1 protein-coding gene is annotated in these 963 nt (G+C 32.9%); it reads right to left on the bottom strand.

The annotated features are described in order from the left end of the window. Positions 1 to 145: 145 nt before the first annotated feature. Positions 146 to 505, bottom strand: a complete 360-nt coding sequence (locus tag H8716_RS17470) for a BlaI/MecI/CopY family transcriptional regulator (protein ID WP_249310232.1) — start codon at positions 503 to 505, stop codon at positions 146 to 148. Positions 506 to 963 lie beyond the last annotated feature (458 nt).

Genomic DNA, 963 nt, shown 5'->3' with positions numbered 1-963 from the left:
CACGATCATACTCAGCCATACAAAACATCTTCTCGACAGTATTCTGCCGCAAAAGTGTCGAAGCAGTAATATCACCAGAATCAGGAAACTGGCTGTGAGATTCATTGATAATAACTGTCCCATTATTATAGTACCTCCATCTGATTTATTTCAGCTTGTTGACTAGTTCTTTTAATTCAGAGATCTCCTCTTTGGAAAGTTTGTCTTCTGAAAGAAAAGCAGAAAAAAACTGCATTTTGGAACCATCAAAAAGTTTATTGATCAGTTCATTGGTTTCTGCTTTCTGTATCTGCTCCCTGGTAATCAGCGTTTTGCAGAAAAACTTTGGTTCCTGTCGTTCAATTGCTCCTTTTTCGATACATTTTTTGATCACAGTGTAGGTGGTATTCCGGTTCCAGCCAATTTCTTCTTTTAGGATTTCTGCAATTTGGCCAGCATGCAGATTTCCCTCCCGCCATAATACTTCCATTACTTTTTGTTCAGAATCAAATAATTTAACGTTCATTTAAAAGCTCCCTTCATGCATGAAATGACTACTGAAATAGTAATCATATAATTATACTACTACAATAGTCATTTTGCGTCAAGTATAGTTTTTAAAATCGAAAATGGAATGACAGATGAATGGGTATAGCGGATATAATCTCCATAGACTTCATTTCTAAAATTTCTCATAGCATACTTAATTTTTCTTAAAAAGACTATCATAAAAAAATATCATTTTGTGCATGTTTTGTTCAATATAATTCATATGAATTACTGAATGCAGATTGTAAAACTGTCTTTGCAGGCAGCTCATAATAGGTTGTTTTGTATATAAATAATTGAAAAATGGGGATGATGTTAGAATATAAATAGTACAAAATAAACATGACCATTTTCAATAAATATTATATGATAGTCATAGATCAAGAGAGGAGAATGGTTATGGCAAGAGGTACAAGGTATTCACAAGAGTTTAAG

It is taken from the genome of Jingyaoa shaoxingensis (assembly GCF_014385005.1).
Taxonomy (GTDB): Bacteria; Bacillota; Clostridia; order Lachnospirales; family Lachnospiraceae; genus Marvinbryantia; species Marvinbryantia shaoxingensis.
This window is presented reverse-complemented; position numbering and strand designations above follow the sequence as displayed.

Bases quoted from the DNA above. Each gene is read 5' to 3' on its own strand.
- H8716_RS17470 (WP_249310232.1), bottom strand. From the start codon at position 505: ATGAACGTTAAATTATTTGATTCTGAACAAAAAGTAATGGAAGTATTA.